General features: G+C 65.0%; 13 protein-coding genes and 1 riboswitch. Of the genes, 2 read left to right on the plus strand and 11 right to left on the minus strand.

Translation table 11 applies throughout. The features are described from left to right. Positions 1-43: 43 nt before the first annotated feature. Entirely contained in the window at positions 44-1939 is a 1896-nt protein-coding gene (locus tag HGB41_RS16380) for a M56 family metallopeptidase (protein WP_371868534.1), read from the minus strand. A 203-nt stretch (positions 1940-2142) separates the two neighbouring features. Further along, positions 2143-3249, minus strand: coding sequence for an S-(hydroxymethyl)glutathione dehydrogenase/class III alcohol dehydrogenase (locus tag HGB41_RS16385; protein WP_171086384.1), 1107 nt, complete (start codon positions 3247-3249; stop codon positions 2143-2145). 333 nt (positions 3250-3582) lie between these two features. Between HGB41_RS16385 and HGB41_RS16390 the strand changes: the two genes are divergently transcribed. Beyond that, positions 3583-5169, plus strand: coding sequence for a S8 family serine peptidase (locus HGB41_RS16390; RefSeq protein ID WP_171086393.1), 1587 nt, complete (start codon positions 3583-3585; stop codon positions 5167-5169). Between the two features lie 158 nt (positions 5170-5327). Here the strand turns inward: HGB41_RS16390 and HGB41_RS16395 are convergent, their stop codons facing one another. From HGB41_RS16395 to thiC, 9 genes are all read right to left on the minus strand, one after another. After that, a complete protein-coding gene (locus HGB41_RS16395) occupies positions 5328-5867 on the minus strand; it encodes a GNAT family N-acetyltransferase (RefSeq protein ID WP_371868535.1) in 540 nt (179 codons plus the stop codon). Further along, on the minus strand, positions 5864-7291 hold the full coding sequence (locus HGB41_RS16400; protein WP_171086396.1) for a M28 family metallopeptidase: 1428 nt from the start codon (positions 7289-7291) through the stop codon (positions 5864-5866). Before HGB41_RS16400 ends, HGB41_RS16395 begins: the two co-directional genes overlap by 4 nt. 92 nt (positions 7292-7383) lie before the next feature. Further along, a complete protein-coding gene (locus HGB41_RS16405; protein ID WP_171086397.1) occupies positions 7384-8097 on the minus strand; it encodes an ion channel in 714 nt (237 codons plus the stop codon). Between the two features lie 162 nt (positions 8098-8259). Next, the gene (locus HGB41_RS16410; RefSeq protein WP_171086398.1) at positions 8260-10140 is read right to left on the minus strand and encodes a potassium transporter Kup; all 1881 of its coding nucleotides are present in this window, start codon (positions 10138-10140) and stop codon (positions 8260-8262) included. Between the two features lie 89 nt (positions 10141-10229). Further along, positions 10230-10844, minus strand: coding sequence for a thiamine phosphate synthase (gene thiE / locus HGB41_RS16415; RefSeq protein ID WP_171086806.1), 615 nt, complete (start codon positions 10842-10844; stop codon positions 10230-10232). Positions 10845-10952: 108 nt separating this feature from the next. Continuing rightward, positions 10953-11696, minus strand: coding sequence for a bifunctional hydroxymethylpyrimidine kinase/phosphomethylpyrimidine kinase (locus HGB41_RS16420; RefSeq protein ID WP_171086399.1), 744 nt, complete (start codon positions 11694-11696; stop codon positions 10953-10955). Then, positions 11696-12478, minus strand: coding sequence for a thiazole synthase (locus HGB41_RS16425; protein ID WP_171086400.1), 783 nt, complete (start codon positions 12476-12478; stop codon positions 11696-11698). Before HGB41_RS16425 ends, HGB41_RS16420 begins: the two co-directional genes overlap by 1 nt. Positions 12479-12642: 164 nt before the next feature. Beyond that, entirely contained in the window at positions 12643-12846 is a 204-nt protein-coding gene (gene thiS / locus HGB41_RS16430) for a sulfur carrier protein ThiS (protein ID WP_171086402.1), read from the minus strand. Continuing rightward, complete coding sequence (gene thiC / locus HGB41_RS16435; RefSeq protein ID WP_212760994.1) at positions 12846-14771, minus strand: phosphomethylpyrimidine synthase ThiC; 1926 nt, start codon at positions 14769-14771, stop codon at positions 12846-12848. The genes thiS and thiC overlap by 1 nt, the downstream gene beginning before the upstream one ends. A gap of 69 nt (positions 14772-14840) precedes the next feature. Beyond that, positions 14841-14949, minus strand: a riboswitch (TPP riboswitch). 196 nt (positions 14950-15145) lie between these two features. Between thiC and HGB41_RS16440 the strand changes: the two genes are divergently transcribed. Next, positions 15146-17944 (plus strand): valine--tRNA ligase, encoded by a 2799-nt coding sequence (locus tag HGB41_RS16440; protein WP_171086403.1) that lies wholly within the window; start codon positions 15146-15148, stop codon positions 17942-17944. Positions 17945-18028: the final 84 nt, after the last annotated feature.

The following is an 18028-nucleotide window of genomic DNA, read 5'->3' on the forward strand; positions in this document are numbered from 1 at the left end:
CCTACGGTTCTCCCTAATTGACTGGCATTGCCACCTGCCCTTCCTAGCCCGCTTGCGGCACCGGCTTGGCCAATCCCTTTTCGCGCGCCTCGCGAATCAGCGCACGCACCGTCTTGTCGGCTGCCTTGCTCTCGCGCTCCATGTCCTTGCCGAGCGCGCCCATGCGCTTGCCCAGGGCATCCATCGGCTTGCCGGCATCGCCCATGCGGCGGCCGATCTCGTCCATCGACTTTTGGGCCTGGCGCATGCCGGGGCCGTTGTGCGCCTCGCCCATTTCGCTTCCCGCCGCCGACATGCGCTCGCCGGCCTCGGACATCTGCCGGGTGATGCGGTCGCGCTCGGCGTCGGTATTGGCCTTCTCCATCTGCCTGCCCAGCGCTTCCATCTCGGCGCCGTGCGTCTTCATGCGCGCTTCGAGTGCGCGCAGTTTGGCTTCGTCCGGCTTGAAGCCGCGCGAGGCGACGTCCATTTCCTTGCCGAGCGCATCCATCCGCTTGCCATGCACGTCCATTTCCTTGCCCAGGACATCCATTTGCGCGCCGAGCCGGTCGACCGGGGCCCAGGCGGCCGTCACGCGTGCCAGGACAGCCGGGTCCTGGACGTAATACGCCTTGCCGCCGTCGCGGAACCACAGGAATTCCCCTCCGATCCAGCTTCGGGCTTCCTTGATATCGTCCCAGTCGTCGCTGCTGCCGCTCATGGTCATGCCCTTGTCGCCGGCGCGCACCACGGAATACGGCTCGTCCCCGTCGCCGAGTTTGCTGCGTACGACGCGCCGCTCGGATTTCGCTTCGGTCGCACGTGGCTCGGCGCGTGGTGCGCTGGCCGGCGCGGCATGCGGCGCCGCTTGCGGAAGCGGATCGGCCGCCGCATGGGCCGGCGCGGCCCAGGAGTAAAACGCGGCGCAGGTGGCGAGGCCGAGGATCGGCAGGGCCAGTTTCCAGTTCAGCGGTTCGGTTTCAGGGCGAACCAGGCGTTTGATGCGGGACATAAGATTTCCTCCATGTGCTGCTGGGGCAAGTTGCGGGGTGAACTGGAACAAATCCAGTTCGGACAATGCAAGTGCCAGGCGCCGCGGTTCGCCAAGCTCGCTTGCGGCTACATCATCTGCAATCTGTTCGCGCTCGTCGCGGATCCGGTTCGACAACCACCAGACGGCCGGGTGGTAGAACAGCAGGATCTCGATCGCGCCCTGGATCAAATTCACTACGTAATCGCAGCGCCGGACGTGGGCCAGCTCGTGCGCCAGCAGCGCCTCGAGCAGCTGCGGCGGCATGCCCGACAGCAGCGAAGCCGGCACCAGCACCACCGGGCGCCACCAGCCGGCCGTCACCGGCCCGGCCAGCCCGTCGGCCAGATCGTCGGCCAGGCCCAGCGTGACGCGGCGGGCGATGCCCATGCGGCGCGCCATCGCATCCAGCCGGGCCTGCCATACGGCGTCGGTCTGGTACTGCCCCGGCCGGCTGCGGCGGCGCACCCAGGCCAGGCCCAGCAGCATGCGCAGCGCCAGCAGGCCGGCACCAATCGACCAGAACAGCACGACCAGGGGCAGACTTTCCTGCAAAACCATTTCCCAACCGGCGAAGCGGCTGCTGTCGAGCACGACGGCCGGCAGGATCGGCGACTGCGCCGTCGGCGCCACCACTGACAGCAGCGTCGTCGCCGAGCCGGCCCCGGCGTCCGTTGCGGCAATCCGCTGCACGGTGCCGGCAAGCGGCAAGGCGGCGCACAGCAGCAGTGCACCGCAGGCGACCGCATAGCGTGCCTGGGGCCGCGTCTTGCGCATCAGCGCCAGCAGCAACGCCACAGCCCAGCCGACCAGCAGGCCCTGCCACAGGAAATCGATCAGCGCCCAAGCCAGGGCCGGCGCCCATGCGTCCAGCAGGGCATTCACCGGGTGGTCTCCGTCATCGTGGGTCCAGGCAGCGTCATTGCTCACTCCATCCTTGGCAACTAGATTAAAAGTTCTAGATAAAATTGTCTAGAACTTTTTTTCTACTTTGTGCCGGAGCTTGCCGGCGATGGAAGGACTGTAGGGGGACGTGCGGGCGCCGGCCAGCCTCTTGCGACAGGAGGCAGGATCGGCGGTACAGAGCGGAGGAAGAGCACCGATGGGCAGGCCAGGACGGCCTGCCCGGTCAATCAGAACACGACGACGGAGCGGATCGACTCGCCCGATTTCATCAAGTCAAAACCTTCGTTGATGCGCTCGAGCGGCAGGTGGTGGGTGATCAGGTCGTCGATGTTGATCTTGTTTTCCATGTACCAGTCGACGATCTTCGGCACGTCGGTGCGGCCGCGCGCGCCGCCGAACGCGGAGCCCTTCCAGACGCGCCCCGTCACCAGCTGGAATGGACGGGTCGAGATTTCCTGGCCGGCCGCCGCCACGCCGATGATGATCGACTGGCCCCAGCCCTTGTGGCAGCACTCCAGCGCCTGGCGCATGGTGGTGACGTTGCCCACGCATTCGAAGCTGTAGTCGACGCCGCCGTCGGTCAGCTGCACGATGCTGTCGACCACGTTCTCGACCTTGGTCGGGTTGATGAAATGGGTCATGCCGAACTTGCGCGCCATCGCTTCGCGCTCGGGGTTCAGGTCGACGCCGATGATCTTGTCCGCGCCAACCATCTTCGCGGCCTGGATCACGTTCAGGCCGATGCCGCCCAGGCCGAACACGACCACGTTGGCGCCCGCCTCCACCTTGGCAGTGAAGATCACCGCGCCGATGCCGGTGGTGACGCCGCAGCCGATGTAGCAGATCTTGTCGAAGGGCGCGTCCGAACGCACCTTGGCCAGCGCGATCTCGGGCACCACGATGTAGTTCGAGAAGGTGGACGTGCCCATGTAGTGGTAGAGGGGCTGGCCATCCAGCGAGAACCGGGAAGTAGCGTCAGGCATCAGGCCGCGGCCTTGCGTGGAGCGGATCGCCTGGCACAAATTGGTCTTCTGCGACAGGCAGAACTTGCACTGGCGGCATTCCGGCGTGTATAGCGGGATGACGTGGTCGTCTTTGCGCAGGCTGGTCACGCCCGGCCCGACGTCGACCACCACGCCCGCGCCTTCATGGCCGAGGATGGCCGGGAACAGGCCTTCGGGGTCGGCGCCCGACAGGGTGTAGTAGTCGGTGTGGCAGATTCCGGTGGCCTTGACTTCGACCAGCACTTCGCCGGCCTTCGGACCTTCGAGCTCGACTTCCTCGATCGTGAGCGGATGGCCCGCTTTCCATGCAACTGCTGCCTTGGTCTTCATGGTGTCCTGTTGAATGAGTTGACGCGTTTGCCATCATACCAATCCCAGCTGAACCCTGCCGCCACATGCGCCAGAGAGAAATGCTGCAGATGCACAAGGTCGAGGGCCAAAAATATACACCGGAATAGCAAAATCAGATCGCACATTAATCATGCGCGGACAAAACATTGCAACACATCAAAGCACGATTGAATTATCAATTGCTCACGAGCAGGTTCTATGCATACACTGGTTGAGCCGGCTTTTTTTCGGCGACCAGCGTTTTTAAAAAAAACGTGCACGCGAGCATAGATATCGCGGCATATCGATAAGTTTTCATACGGAGAAGTGAAGATGATCCAACGTTCGACTCGTGCCTCAAAAACGACCTTCAGCCTGTGCGTGGCCGCTGCCGCGGTAGCGCTGCTCTGCAACCCTGCCGCCGCGGCTGATCACGATAGCGATCCAGCGCCCGATAATGCCCGCGTCATTGTCAAATTCAAGAAAGGCCAGAAAGCGGTACTGAAAAACCTGGTGGCTGGCCTGAAAGGCAAGGTCAAGCACGAGATCTTCAACGATGATGCGATGGCCATCGAAGTGCCGCGCGCCGTTCTCCAGGCTTTGGAAAACAATCCGTATGTCGAGTTCATTGAAGAAGACGCCAAGCGCTATCCGCTGGCGCTGACCACCCCATCGACCGGCACGCCATTTGCGACCGGCCAGCTGGTCCCTTACGGCATCAAGATGGTCCAGGCCGACCTGCTGAGCGACTCGGCTGCTGCCAACCGCAAGATCTGCATCATCGACTCCGGCTACGACCGCAACCACGAAGACCTCTCTGCCAACGTCGCCACCGGCGAATACGACGCCGGCACCGGCTGGTGGTACACCGACGAAAACCACCACGGCACCCACGTGGCCGGCACCATCGCCGCGATCAACAACAGCGGCAAGGGCGTGGTCGGCGTGAATGCGAACGCAAAAATCAAGCTGCATATCGTGAAGGTATTCGGCGCCAACGGCTGGGCCTATTCGTCGAGCCTGGCCTCGGCCGCCAACAAGTGCAAGGCGGCTGGCGCGAACATCATCAGCATGTCGCTCGGCGGCCCATCCCAGAACAATACCGAGAAGAACACCTTCGCCTCCCTCGCCAATGCCGGCATCCTGAACATCGCCGCCGCCGGCAATGACGGCAACACCGCCGTTTCCTACCCGGCCGGCTACACCAGCGTGATCTCGGTCGGCGCGGTCGACGAGAACAAGGCCTGGGCCACCTTCTCGCAATACAACAGCAAGGTCGAGCTGGCAGGTCCTGGCGTCGGCGTGCTGTCGACCGTCCCGATGGGCAGCGGCCAGGAAGCCGTCCTGACAGTGGGCGCCTCCAGCTATGCTCCGGGCGCGATGACCGGCTCACCGGTCACGACCGCTACTGCTCCACTGGCCGACTTCGGTATCGGCGACACCGTCAACGCGGCCGTATCGGGCAAGGTCTGCCTGATCCAGCGCGGCACCGTGGACTTCGCGACCAAGGTCTCGAACTGCCAGAACAGCGGCGGCGTCGGCGCCATCGTGTACAACAACGTCGCAGGCGCCTTCGGCGGCACGCTCGGTACGGTCGTGACCAGCATCCCGTCGGTCACCGCCACCATGGCGGACGGCACCGCGATGAAGGGACAATTCGGCCAGAGCGCCACCGTCGGTATCAAGGCCTCGAACTACGCCTACTTCGACGGCACTTCGATGGCGACCCCGCACGTGGCAGCCGTCGCGGCGCTGGTGTGGAGCTACTACCCGACTTGTACCGCCGCGCAGATGCGCAGCACCCTCACCAAGAGCGCGCTCGACCTGGGCACGGTGGGCCGCGACACCAAGTACGGTTTCGGCCTGGTGCAGGCGAAGGCTGCACGCGATCGCATCGCATCGCTGGGTTGCGGTAACTAAGCTGGTTTGGATGTGAAAAAAAGGGACGCCGTTTCGGCGTCCCTTTTTTTGTAGGGTGGGCGGGTCCTCCCGCCCGCGCGTTCAACTCGTTCCCGCACATTGATGCGACGAATCGAATCACACACTGGTTGAACGCGCGGGCGGCGAAGCCGCCCACCCTACGATTTTCGGGCTAATTCGAGTCTCATGGTCTGTTCCATGAGCGCCGTCCCTTCGCGCATCGGATACGGCGCGCCGACCGCTACGAATCCGGCACGCGCATACAGCGAGACGGCGGCGCCGTTGGCGCAGTTCACGCCCAGCTGGAGAGCCCGCGCGCCACGTGCCCCGGCCCAGCCGATGGCCTGCTGCAGCAGCGCCCCTGCCACGCCTTGAGCGCGCCACTGCGGCGCCACCCACATCTGGAACAGGTTGACGATGCCGGCATCGTCCGCGTCCACCTTGGCCCAGGCCAGGCCGGCGAATTCGCCTCCTGCCTCCGCCACCAGCGGATAGTCGATCCCGGAGACCACCGACTTCGCGACCCGCGCCGCCCAGGTGTCCGCCGCCAGTGCCTCTTCGCGCGCGAGCGTGCTGCCGAAGGCGTCCGGCGCATCGGCCAGCGCGTGCAGGCGGATGGCGCGGTAGGCCTGCCATTCCCCGGCACGCAGGGTGCGGATCACGAAGCCCGGCGCGCGGGACTCCGCGGGCGCGTTCACGGGGCCGCCTTCAGCGCGCGGCCCTTGGCGGCATAGCCCGCCGCCTTCGGCGCCTCGGTCCAGACCGGGCGCTCGGGATTGTTCGCGATCGCGGCCACGCCCACCGCCAGCATGCGGGTCACGCGCGCCATGTTTTCGTAATCCAGCTTGTCCCAGGTGTCGTCCTTGCCGTGGTAGTCCGAGAAGCCATAGGCCACCGACAGCGTGTGCGCCGGTACACCGGCATCGGCCAGCGACTGGTTGTCGGCGCGGCCGAAGAACTGGTCGCTGTAGGACGCGTGCTTCCACAGGCGAATACCGGTCTGCTCGCCCGCCCGGCGCAATGTGTCGCTGACGGTCGAGAAATCGAAGCCGGTCATGGCGATCGAATTCAGTTGCGCGCCTTCGCTGTCGTCGGTGCGGCCGGTCTGTTCCAGGTTGAGGTTGGCCACGGTGTCCTTCAATGGGAATACCGGGTGGCGCGCATAGTATTTCGAGCCGAGCATGCCGAGTTCTTCGCCGAAGAAGGTCATGAAGACGATGCTGCGGCGTGGACCTTCCTTTTGCGCGGCCAGGGCCCGGGCCACTTCGATGACCGACACCACGCCGCTGGCGTCGTCGTTGGCGCCGTTGAAGATCTCGCCGTTGCGGATGCCGACGTGGTCGTGGTGCGCGGTGAGCAGCACATAGGTATTCTTCAACGCGGGATCGGAGCCGCGCAGCACGCCCACCACGTTGTGCAGCTTGACCGGGCGCACTGCCGCCGCGGCGACGCGGGCAGAGACGCTGGCGCCGCCTTTTTCGAGCGCGGCGGCGGCGTCCGCAGCATGCAGCACCAGCACCGGCGGCCCACCCTTCACGGTCGCCTGTTCCGGATCGATCAGCCAGCCGCCGGTACCGGCGCCGTGGCGCTTTTCGCGGTCGATCATCACGACCAGCGCAGGCTTGCCCTTGAGTTTTTCCTGCAGCACGCGGGCGGCGCCCGGTACCGGCGCGGCCGGCACCACCAGCACCTTGCCGTTGGCGGCCTCGCTGTTGTCCATGGCATCCTTCCAGCTCATGAACACGGCTGGCGTGGCCGCCAGCGCTACCTGGTCGAGGAAGTTGCCGGTCGCGCCGCCCGCAGGCACCGTGATGCTCGTTGCGCCTGCCCTTACGCTCAAGTCGACATCCTCGGCCTTGCGCTCGGCGTACTGCCAGTTCGCGGTCTGGAAATAGCCGTCGTCGCCGGCCGGCTCCAGGCCCGCCCCACGGAACTGGGAAGCGATGTACTCGGCCGCCAGGTCCTGGCCGCGCGAGGGCGTGCCGCGGCCCTCCAGCAGGTCGGAGGACAGGAAGGACACGTGGCTGCGCAGCGCCCCGGGCGAAATATCGGCGACCGTCGGGACTTGGGCGCAGCCGGCGCCGGCCAGTGCGAGGACGAGGGCGGTGACGTAAAGACGCATGCGATGGCTTCCGTTCAAATGGCAAGAAAGGCAATATCGCATGCCCCGCCGCACCTGGTCAATGTGCGGCGGACCCTAATCAATACATATTCTTAGTCCTTTTCCCAGGGCTCGGGCGCCTCGTTCGGATGGCGCCGGTGGACCTTGCCCTGGGTCGTGAAGCCGATCAGGCGCGCGACCACGGCCGCGATGTACATCACGCCGACCAGCATTTCGATGCTGCACAGCGCACGCGCATGCACGGTCAGCGGGATCACGTCGCCGATGCCGGTGCTCGAGAGCAGCGCGAAGCTGAGGTAATTCAATTCGGTCCACGAACGCGGCATCCCCACGTTGACGGCCCCCGCGAAGCTGCCCGGGTGCAGCTCCTGCACCATCAGGTAGAGGTGGGTGAAGCCCCAGGCCAGCAGGGTGAAGGTTGCGCCGGCGGCGAACAGCTCGTCGGTGGTGGCCTGGCGGTCGCCCATCATGTAGCCGATCAGGCTGGCGGCGGCATAGAAATAGAACAGCGCCTCCAGCGCGGAGGACCAGGGCAGCAGCGGACCGCGCATGTCGAAAAAGGTCTGCAGCGCCAACAGCACGACGATCGGCACTGCCAGCGCCACGCTGACCCAGGTTTGGCCCGGCGTGCGCCGCACCATGCGGATCGTCAGCGCCAGCACGAGCACCCCGAAGACATTCAGGGCGCCATGACCGGCCGGCTCGCCCTCGATGAAGGGGTAGAGCAGCATGCCCAGCAACTGCACCAGCAGCAGGATGGCGGAGGGATGGCGGCGGGTATGGATCAGGAGGGACACAGGTAGCATGGTCGAAACGGCACATTGAACATGCTGCCATTGTAGGGCCTGCACGGCCTGCTGGGCGCGCCGAATCGACCTGCTGCCGCAGTGGCGCCGGTGGTGACCATGGGCGCGACATCATCGCCCTGCCTGATGCCCGGACCAAGGCGGGGATTCGGCGCCTCCCTGTCAAATCTCGATTTGCGTACCCAGCTCGATTACACGGTTCGTCGGAAGTCCGAAGTAGTCGGCCGCATCTCTCGCGTTCCTTGCCATCATGGCGTACAGGTTTTCGCGCCATAGCGCCATGCCTGCCCCCGGCGTCGCAATGACCGTCTGCCGGGCGATGAAATACGAGGTGGTCATTGGATCGAAGGACAAGCCGGCGCCTGCTCCGGCTTCCAGGTCCGCGGGAACGTTACGCGGATCGGTAAAGCCGTAGGACAGGTTGACCTGGTAACAGTCGTGACCGAGCTCCACGACTTCAAGGCGCTCTCCCGGAGGAACGGCCGGGATATCCGTCGCATGCACGGTAAGGAAAACGACGCGCTCATGCAAGACCTTGTTATGCAGCAGATTATGAAGCATTGCATGCGGCACGCCGTCGCCTTCGGCGCGGAAATAAATGGCTGTCCCTGGCACGCGATGTGGTGGCGAAGCGAACAGGCTTTCAAGGAATTCCTGCAGCGGCAGCATGTGCCGTTTGACGTTCTCGAACACCAGTTCACGGCCTTTGCGCCAGGTGAGCATGATGGTCACCATGAACAAGCTGATCAACAGGGTGAACCAGCCCCCGCTCACGATCTTGAGGCTGGTGGACGCGAACAGGGTCACATCGAAGACCAGGAAGAACAGGGTCGCCGATGCAGCAACCAGGGTGGAATGGTTCCAGCCATACCGGACGACAAAGAAGGTGAGCAGTGTCGTGGTCAACATGGTCGCCGTCGCCGCAATGCCATAGGCTGACGCCAGGTTGGTCGACGACCCGAACGCGACTACGGCAAAGACCACGGCGCCAAACTGCACCCAATTCACCAGCGGAATGTAGATCTGCCCTTTTTCCTGGTGTGAGGTATGCACGATGCGCATGCGCGGGAGGAAACCCAGTGAAATCGCCTGCTGGGCGACAGAGAACGCACCCGAGATGGTTGCCTGGGATGCGACGACAGCGGCCACCGTCGACAATGCCACGAGGGGATAGATGCTCCATGCGCCGAGCTGATTGAAGAATGGATTGGAAGCTGCCGCAGGGTTAGAGATCAGCACGGCACCTTGCCCAAGGTAGTTCAGTGCGAGGGCGGGAAAGACGACTGTAAACCACGCAAGTCGTACCGGCTTGCGGCCGAAGTGGCCCATATCCGCATAGAGCGCCTCCGCCCCCGTCAGGGCCAGTACCACGGCGCCCAGCGCGACAAACGCGAACCATCCGTTTTGCAGCAGGAACCGGGCTGCATGCAGGGGATTGAGGGCGGCCAGGATCTGCGGACCTTCGAGAATATTCACTACTCCCATCGCGGCGAGCGCAGTGAACCAGACGAGGACGATCGGGCCGAACCATTTGCCGATCCCGCCCGTCCCCCGGTGCTGCGCCCAATACAGGACAGCGAGCACGGTCAGCGTCAATGGGACCACATAAGGCTTGAACGCCGGGGTCGCGACTTCGATACCTTCGATCGACGACAGGACGGTAATCGCGGGGGTGATGATCCCGTCCCCGAAGAACAGCCCCGCCCCTATCATCCCGAGCAACATCACCGGGTAGTAGAAACGCGAATTCTGGCTCACCGATTTCAGCGCCAGGGCCGTAAGGGCCATGATGCCACCCTCGCCATGATTGTCCGCCCGTAATACCAAGGTGACGTACTTCAGGGAGATCACAATGATGAGGCACCACAGGATCAGCGAGATGACCCCGATGACGTTGGCTGGCGTAACCGCTATTCCGTGCGCAGGCGCGAACACCTCCTTGAGCGTATACAGGGGACTGGTTCCGATATCGCCGTATACAACGCCGATCGCACCCAAGGTGAGGGCAGCTACCCGGTTCTGATTGCCCTGTGGTTTTGTCATTTTATTGTCTTCAGAAAAACGTTAGCACATTGTAACGTCACAAACCCGAAAACAGCGCCGCGCCTCGAACGCGAACGAATTACTTTCCCTTATGCCGCGCCAAGCAAGGCGCGGAATTCGCGCACCGCCGCTGCCGGATCGCTTGCTGCGTACACGCTGGTGATGGCGGCCACCATCGATGCGCCGCGCCGGACCAGCGGCGCCGCGTTCTGTGGCGTCATGCCGCCTATCACCGCCATTGGCAGGGCGACCCGGTCGCGCCAGACGTCGACCAGCTGCGGCGGCGTGACGAAACTGTATTTTTTCACCAGGGAGGGATAGAAACCGCCGAAGGCGACATAGCTGGCGCCGGCCGCCTGGGCTGCCTCGGCCAGTTTCAGTTCGCCGTAGCACGAGGCGCCGACGATCGCCTCCGGGCCGAGCAGGGCGCGCGCCTCGGCCACCGACACGTCGGTCCCGCCCAGGTGCACGCCGTCGGCGCCGAGGTCGCGGCACAAGTCGACGTGGTCGTTGATGACGAGCGGACGGCCATGATGGCGGCACAGCGCCAGCAAGGCCGCGCCCTGCTCCGCCCGCAGCGCGTGGCTGGCATTCTTGTGGCGGTACTGCACCAACGCGGCGCCGGCGGCGAGCGCGGTCTCGGTGACCGCCAGCAGGCGGTCGGTGTCGATCCAGTCGGGAGTGACCAGGTAGAGGCCTTGCAGGAGTGGCGTGCTCAGTGGCGTGCCCAGTGGCGTGTTTAGTGGCGTGTTCAGTGGCGTGTTCAGTGGCGTGTTCAGTGGCGTGTTCAGTGGCGTGTTCAATGCGGTCTTTCAGTAGGTATGGAGGATGCGGCGTGGGATGCGCTGTCCGGGGGCGATCCAGAATGCGTGGGCCAGCGTCTGGTGGCAGTAGTCCTGCGCGCGTTCGAGCGCCTGTTCCATCGGGTCGCCCAGCGCCAGCCGGGCGGCGATGGCGGCGGCCAGGGTGCAGCCGCTGCCGTGGTAGGTGTGCGGAAGGCGCGGCAGGCGCCAGACCCGCTGTTCGACGCCGTCGCGCAGCCAGCGGTTCAGGATGATCTCGCCCTCGCCGTGGCCGCCGGTGACGAACACGTGCTCGCACGGCACGCTTCCCAGGGCCCGGGCTTCCGGCAGGTTTGGCACCAGCACGGTGGCCAGCGGCACCAGCTCGGCCAGGGCTTCGAGCGCGTTGCCGCGGCAGAGCAGGTCGCCGTGGCCGCTGGCCAGCACCGGGTCGAGCACCACCGGCAGCGCGGGATCGGCGGCGCGCAGCTGGCGCAGGAGCGTGGCGATCGCTGCCGCATTCTCCCTGCTTCCGGGGATGCCGATCTTCACCGCGTCGATGCTGCAGGTATCGACCAGCGCATCGGCCTGGCGCAGCATGAAGGCGGCATCGACCGCACGCACCTCGTGCACGCGGTTGTTGTCCTGCACCGTGAGCGCAGTCGCCACCGGCAGCGCATGCGCCCCGAGCGCCGCGATGGCGGCAATGTCTGCCGCCAGGCCCGCGCCGCCGCCGGGATCGAGCCCGGCGAACACCAGTACGGTGGGGACCATCAGGCCACGACTCCCTCGATTGGGGAAGACCGGACGGCTGCGAAGCGCTTCGGCATGCGCCCCGCCAGGCAGGCTTCGCGGCCTGCGATCACGGCATGGCGCATCGCGCGCGCCATGCGCACCGGATCGCGCGCGCCGGCGATCGCGCTGTTCATCAGGACGCCGTCGCAGCCCAGCTCCATCGCGATGGCCGCATCCGAGGCCGTGCCGACGCCGGCATCGACCAGCACCGGCACTGTGGCCTGCTCGATGATCAGCCCCAGGTTCCACGGGTTGAGGATGCCCATGCCCGAACCGATCAGCGAGGCCAGCGGCATCACCGCGACGCAGCCGATCTCCTGCAGGATGCGCGCCTGCACCGGGTCGTCGCTGCAGTAGACCATCACGTCGAAACCGTCGCGCACCAGGGTCTCGGCGGCTTTGATGGTTTCGGGCATCTGCGGGAACAGGGTGTCGGGGTCGCCCAACACCTCCAGCTTGACCAGCTTGCGCCCACCCAGAAGCTCGCGCGCCATCTGCAGCGTGTAGACGGCATCCTTCGCGGTGTAGCAGCCGGCGGTATTGGGGAGGATGGTGAATTCATCCAGGGGCAGGACGTCGAGCAGGTTGGGCGAGTTGCGGTCCTGGCCGATGTTCACGCGCCGGATGGCCACCGTGACGATGTCGGCGCCGGCTGCCAGGGTGGCTTCGCGGGTCTGGGCCAGGTCGCGGTACTTGCCGCTGCCGACCAGCAGGCGCGAGGCGTAGCGGCGGCCGGCGATGGTGAGGAAGTCTTCGTTCATTGTTGTCCTTTCTTGTAGGGTGGGCGGGTCTCCCGCCCGCGCGTTCAACCAGTGCGTGGTTCGAGCGAGCGCATCACAGAGCGAGCACGGTTTGAACGCGCGGGCGGCGAAGCCGCCCACCCTACGAAACCCGTCATATCCGACGGTGGTGAAATAGTTTGTAATCAACCGCCGCCGATGGCGCGCACGATGTCTACTTTGTCGCTGGCCCGCAAGCGCCGCTCTGGCCACAGCTCGCGTGGCACTACCTCGCGATTGACCGCCACCGCCACCGCCTGCCCCGCCACGCCGAGCTGCCCGGCCAGCTCCTGCAGCGACTGCCCGGCAGGCACATGGAAAGGCGCGCCGTTCAATTCGATATCCAGCATCACGCCTCCCGGTACAAACGGGCGCCGCCCTTCACGAACTCGATCGCCTTTTCCTGCATGCCCTGCGCCAGCGCGGCGTCTTCGCCGACGCCATTGGCGGCCGCATAGGCACGCACTTCCTGGGTGATCTTCATCGAGCAGAAATGGGCCACCTTGCTCGACTCCTTGGGCAGGGTCTCGTCATGGAAGGCGCGCGCCTTGTCCGGGTCGAGGCCCAGGTTGAACTGGTCGTCCCAGCGGAATTCGAAGCGCGCTTTCGACAACGCGTTGTCGCGCATCTGCGCACCCGGGTGGCCCTTGGCCAGGTCGGCGGCGTGGGCCGCGATCTTGTAGGTGATGATCCCGTCCTTGACGTCCGCCTTGTCGGGCAGGCCGAGGTGCTCCTTGGGAGTGACGTAGCACAGCATGGCGGTGCCGTACCAGCCGATGGTGGCCGCCCCGATGCCCGAAGTGATGTGGTCGTAGCCGGGCGCGATATCGGTGGTGAGCGGCCCGAGGGTGTAGAACGGCGCTTCGCTGCACTGCTCCAGCTGGAGGTCCATGTTTTCCTTGATCAGGTGCAGCGGCACGTGGCCAGGGCCTTCGATCATGGTCTGCACGTCGTGCTTCCACGCGACCTGAGTGAGTTCGCCGAGCGTTTTCAGTTCGGCCAGCTGGGCTTCGTCGTTGGCGTCGTAGATGGAACCCGGGCGCAGGCCGTCGCCCAGGCTGAAGGACACGTCATAGGCCTTCATGATCTCGCAGATGTCCTCGAAATGCGTGTAGAGGAAGGATTCGCGGTGGTGGGCCAGGCACCACTTGGCCATGATCGAGCCGCCGCGCGAGACAATGCCCGTCAGGCGGTTGGCCGTCATCGGCACATAGGCCAGGCGCATGCCGGCGTGGATGGTGAAATAGTCGACGCCCTGCTCCGCCTGTTCGATGAGCGTGTCGCGGTAGATCTCCCAGCTCAGGTCTTCGGCCTTGCCGTTCACCTTCTCCAGCGCCTGGTAGATCGGCACCGTCCCGATCGGCACCGGCGAATTCCGGATGATCCATTCGCGCGTCTCGTGGATATGCTTGCCGGTGGAGAGGTCCATCACGTTGTCGGCGCCCCAGCGGATCGCCCAGGTCATCTTCTCGACTTCTTCGCCGATCGAGGAGCTGACGGCCGAGTTGCCGATGTTGGCGTTGATCTTTACCAGGAAGTTGCGGCCGATGATCATCGGTTCGACTTCCGGGTGGTTGATGTTGGCCGGGATGATGGCGCGGCCGCGCGCCAGTTCGCTGCGCACGAATTCGGGGGTGACTTCAAGCGGGATGCTGGCGCCGAAGGACTGGCCCGGATGCTGGCGCCCCAGCAGGCTGGCGACCCGCGCGCCCATCGGGCCCGACTCGCTAAGGGACGCCAGGTATTCCCGGCGGCGCAGATTCTCGCGCAGCGCGACGAATTCCATCTCGGGCGTGATGATGCCCTGCCGCGCATAGTGCATTTGCGTGACGTTGCGACCCGGGCGTGCGCGGCGCGGCGTGCGCTGCAGGTTGAAGCGCAGCGCAGCCAGGGCCGGATCGCGCAGCCTTGCCTGCCCGTAGGCGGAGCTCGGCCCCGCCAGCTCCTCGGTATCGGCGCGCTCGCGGATCCAGGGCAGGCGCGGCGAGGTCAATCCGCAGCGCACGTCGATGGCGGCTGCCGGGTCGGTGTAGGGACCAGAAGTGTCGTAGACGAACAGCGGCGGGTTCCGCTCGCCGCCAAAGCTGCCGGTTGTGGGCGATTGCGCGATCTCGCGCATCGGCACCCGGATGTCGGGCCGGCTGCCTTCGATATAGACCTTGCGCGAATTCGGGAAGGGTGCGATGGCCGCGCTGTCGACCGTGGCGGTCGCGGCGTCGAACGCGCTTGGGATGGGAAGCGCTGCCTTCAGTGCGGCGTCGAGTGGTGCATTCATGTGGCTCCTTTGCGTAGGAGCCAGCAAAGGATTGATCGGGTGTAGCGAAGCATGTGCGCAAGCGCACGGCCCCCAAGCCGACTGCTTCCCTTCGCTGGCATTATCCAGATCAGGTTCGGAGGGTATTTCTCACCCGCGCACGCATCGATTTGCATGCGCAGGACCCCTAGCGTTGCTGCCGTTTCGGCAACGGGCGGATTATAGCCCAGCTTGCCCGCCCATGTGTAAATACTATATGCTCATAAGGCTAATGCATGGGCATGCCCAGGGCGATGCGGGGGCGCCAGGGTATTTTCCGGCGGCCTTTGCGGCACCGCCGCATCGGCCCTGACCTCCTCTATAATGTTCGTTTCAGCAAATCACATCGCCATATCATGGAATTAGCCAAGTCTTTCGAGCCCGCCGACATTGAACAACATTGGCGTACCGAGTGGGAAAAGCGCGGTTACTTCACCGCCACCATGGAAGACGGCAAGCCGTCGTTCAGCATCCAGCTGCCGCCGCCGAACGTGACCGGCACGCTGCACATGGGCCACGCCTTCAACCAGACCGTCATGGACGGCCTGACCCGCTACTACCGGATGCGCGGCCATAACACCGCCTGGATCCCGGGCACCGACCACGCCGGCATCGCCACCCAGATCGTGGTGGAGCGCCAGCTCGACGCGCAGAAAATTTCGCGCCACGACCTGGGCCGCGACGCCTTCGTCGAGAAGGTCTGGGAGTGGAAGGAAAAGTCGGGCAATACCATCACCGGCCAGATGCGCCGCATGGGCACCTCGCCGGACTGGCAGCGCGAATACTTCACGATGGACGAGACCCGCTCCAAGACGGTGTCGGAAGTCTTCGTGCGCCTTTACGAACAAGGCCTGATCTACCGCGGCAAGCGCCTGGTCAACTGGGACCCGGTGCTGGGCACCGCCGTCTCGGACCTGGAAGTCGATTCGCAGGAAGAAGACGGCTCGATGTGGTACATCCAGTACCCGTTGGCCGATGGCTCTGGCCACCTGACGGTGGCCACCACCCGTCCTGAGACCATGCTGGGCGACGTCGCCGTGGCGGTGGACCCGACCGACGAACGTTACACAAGCCTAGTGGGCAAGATGCTGGTGCTGCCATTGACCGGCCGCCAGATCCCGGTGATCGCCGACAGCTATGTGGACAAGGAATTCGGCACCGGCTGCGTGAAGATCACGCCGGGCCACGACTTCAACGACTATGCGGTCGGCCAGCGCGCCGGCCTTGCGCCGATCACGATCATGACGCTCGACGCCAGGATCAACGAGAACGCCCCCGCCCAATACCAGGGCATGGACCGCTTCGCCGCGCGCAAGCAGATCGTCGCCGACCTGGAAGCACAAGGCCTGCTGGAACAGGTCAAGCCGCACAAGCTGATGGTGCCGCGCGGCGACCGCACCGGCGTCGTCATCGAACCGATGCTGACCGACCAGTGGTTCGTCGCCATGAGCAAGCCGGCGCCGGAAGGCACTTTCAATCCGGGCAAGTCGATCACCGAAGTGGCGATGGAAAAAGTCGCCAGCGGCGAGATCAAGTTCGTTCCCGAGAACTGGACCACCACCTATAACCAGTGGCTGGGCAACATCCAGGACTGGTGCATCTCGCGCCAGTTGTGGTGGGGCCACCGCATCCCGGCCTGGTATGCGGAGGACGGCCAGATCGTGGTCGCCCGCAGCGAAGAAGAAGCGCAAGCCAAGGCCAAGGCCGCCGGCATCGCGGGCCTGCTCCGCCGTGACGACGACGTCCTGGACACCTGGTTCTCGTCGGCGCTGGTGCCCTTCTCGACCATGGGCTGGCCGGAACAGACCAGGGACATGTCGATGTTCCTGCCGTCGTCGGTGCTGGTGACCGGCTTCGACATCATCTTCTTCTGGGTCGCCCGGATGGTGATGATGACGACCCACTTCACCGGCAAGGTGCCGTTCGAGACCGTGTACGTGCACGGCCTGGTGCGCGACTCGCAGGGCCAGAAGATGTCGAAGTCGAAGGGCAACACGCTCGACCCGATCGACCTGATCGACGGCATCGACCTGGATTCGCTGGTGGCCAAGCGTACGTCCGGCCTGATGGACCCGCGCGCTCTTGATAAGATCGCGAAAGCCACCCGCCGGGAATTCCCGGACGGGATCCCGGCCTTCGGCACCGATGCCGTGCGCTTCACCATGGCGAGCTACGCTTCGCTGGGCCGCAACATCAACTTCGACCTGGGCCGCTGCGAAGGCTACCGCAACTTCTGCAACAAGATGTGGAATGCGACGCGCTTCGTGATGATGAACACCGAAGGCAAGGACTGCGGCGCCCCGAATCCGGAAGACCTGTCGCAGGCCGACCGCTGGATCATCTCGCTGATGAACCGCGCCGAACTCGAAGTAGCCAAGGGGTTCGCCGACTACCGCTTCGACAACATCGCCAGCACCATCTACAAGTTCGTCTGGGACGAGTACTGCGACTGGTACCTCGAAGTGGCCAAAGTCTCGGTCCAGCAGGGCACCGAAGCGCAGCAGCGCGCCACCCGCCACACCCTGCTGCGCGTGCTGGAAGTGATCCTGCGCCTGGCGCACCCGATCATCCCCTTCGTGACCGAAGCGCTGTGGCAGGCCATCGCGCCGCTGGCCGGCAAAACCGGCGACAGCATCATGATGCAGCCCTACCCGATCGCCGACGAGTCCCTGATCAGCGAAAGCGCCGAAGCCTGGATGGCCCAGCTCAAGGACCTCACCAATGCCACCCGCAACCTGCGCGGCGAGATGAAGCTGTCGCCGTCGGTGCGCGTGCCGCTGATCGTCGAACCGGGCGTTGATGCCGAGCGCGCCAACCTGGCCGGCTTCGCGCCGTATGTCCAGTCGCTGTGCAAGCTGCTTGAAGTGCAGATCGTCGACGCGCTGCCGGAGTCGCCGGCCGCGGTGTCGATCGTCGGCACCACCAAGCTGATGCTGAAGGTCGAGATCGACGTCGCCGCCGAACGCGAGCGCCTGTCGAAGGAGATCACGCGCATCACAGGCGAGATCGCCAAGGCCAACGGCAAGCTGTCGAGCGAAAGCTTCGTTGCGCGCGCACCGGCGGCAGTGGTGGCCCAGGAGAAGGAACGCGTGGCGAACTTCTCGGCGACGCTGGAGAAGATGCAGGAGCAGTTGGTGAAGCTGGCTGCGGCGTAAGCTGTCAACGATCCATGAGAACGCGGCCCGTGTGGCCGCGTTTTTTATTGGGTTTCGTAGGGTGGGCGGGTCTCCCGCCCGCGC

Origin of the sequence: Telluria aromaticivorans, from assembly GCF_013003915.1 — a bacterium.
In the GTDB taxonomy this organism is placed as follows: Bacteria; Pseudomonadota; Gammaproteobacteria; order Burkholderiales; family Burkholderiaceae_D; genus Telluria; species Telluria aromaticivorans.